The organism is Streptomyces sp. NPDC031274, assembly GCF_055570235.1.
The window spans coordinates 1-1,155 of the sequence record NZ_JBVIHP010000372.1; the positions used below are offsets into that span (position 1 = coordinate 1).

General features: G+C 66.7%; 1 protein-coding gene and 1 pseudogene. Both read left to right on the forward strand.

Annotated features, from left to right (window positions below):
• Positions 1–391, forward strand: a pseudogene (locus ACZ5CR_RS46465) (hypothetical protein); the annotation flags it as partial.
• A 3-nt stretch (positions 392–394) separates the two neighbouring features.
• A complete protein-coding gene (locus ACZ5CR_RS46470; protein WP_468870093.1) occupies positions 395–1,015 on the forward strand; it encodes an OmpA family protein in 621 nt (206 codons plus the stop codon).
• Positions 1,016–1,155 lie beyond the last annotated feature (140 nt).

Sequence of the window (1,155 nt, forward strand, 5' to 3'; positions counted from 1 at the left end):
GGCCGAATCCAAGGGGGACGGGGTGACGTTGGTAATCAACTCGGCCAAGCGCGATGAGGGCGGCTTCCTTACCGTTTCTGGCAAGGTGACGAACACCTCGGGTGGCCTTTGGACCGGTGGCCAATGGCGCGGTGATGAAAAGGAGTTGCAGAAGAACGGCGGATCCATTGCCGGCGCGAGCCTTGTGGATGAACAGGGGAAGAAGCGGTACCTGGTCCTGCGGGACACCACTGGGCGTTGCCTCTGCACGAAGTTCGAGGGCGGCATCGACTCGGGGAACACGGCGGACTGGTTCGCGCAGTTCCCCGCCCCGCCGGAGGGAACGAACAAGCTGACGTTCCAGGTAGGCGGGATGGCCCCAGCCGCCATAGAGCTCTCCGAGGGTGAGTGACCCATGGGCCACCCACGATCACGCACCCTGGCCACGGCCACTGTCACCCTCACGGCGCTGGTCTTCCTGTCCGGCACCCCCGCCTTCGCGGACGACGACGACCCCAGCGCACCCCCCGGCAGCACAACCTCCACCGCGCCCCAGGAGGTCGACTCCAACAGCCCTGGTCTGAAGCTGGCCGACGGAGCGACGCTCGCCCCGGCGAAGGTCCTGGACATCAAGTCCGTGGTCGAGGACATGGGCGGTGAGGAGCGCCGCGAGGAGACGAATACGGACGTCAAGTTCGCGCTGCAAGCGGAAGTCCTCTTCCCCAAGGACAGCAACAAGCTGAACCCTGAGGCGAACGCCCGTATCAAGGCCATCGCGGAAGAAGCGAAGGCCCAGAAGGCGACGAACGTCAGGGTGTTCGGCTTCACGGACAACCTCGGCTCCTACAGCCACGGCAAGACGCTGTCCCGCAAGCGCGCGGAAGCGGTGCACGACAAGCTGGCGAGCTTCCTGGGTCCGGAGGTCACGTACTCCGTACGCGGCTACAGCGAGGACTATCCGATCGCGGACAACACCTCCGAGCAGGGCCGCAAGAAGAACCGCCGAGTCGAGGTGTCTTTCCCGCGGGGAGGCTGAGGCCAAGACCTGCCGGGGCGTTGGCGATCCGGTGTTGAACATGGCGCCGGGGCCGCCCGGTTGTCCCGAGGTTGGCGGTTTCGGGGGGGGGGGGGGGGGGGGGCCCGCTTCGCCTCGGCTGCTTCGGCTCCCCTTTCCCC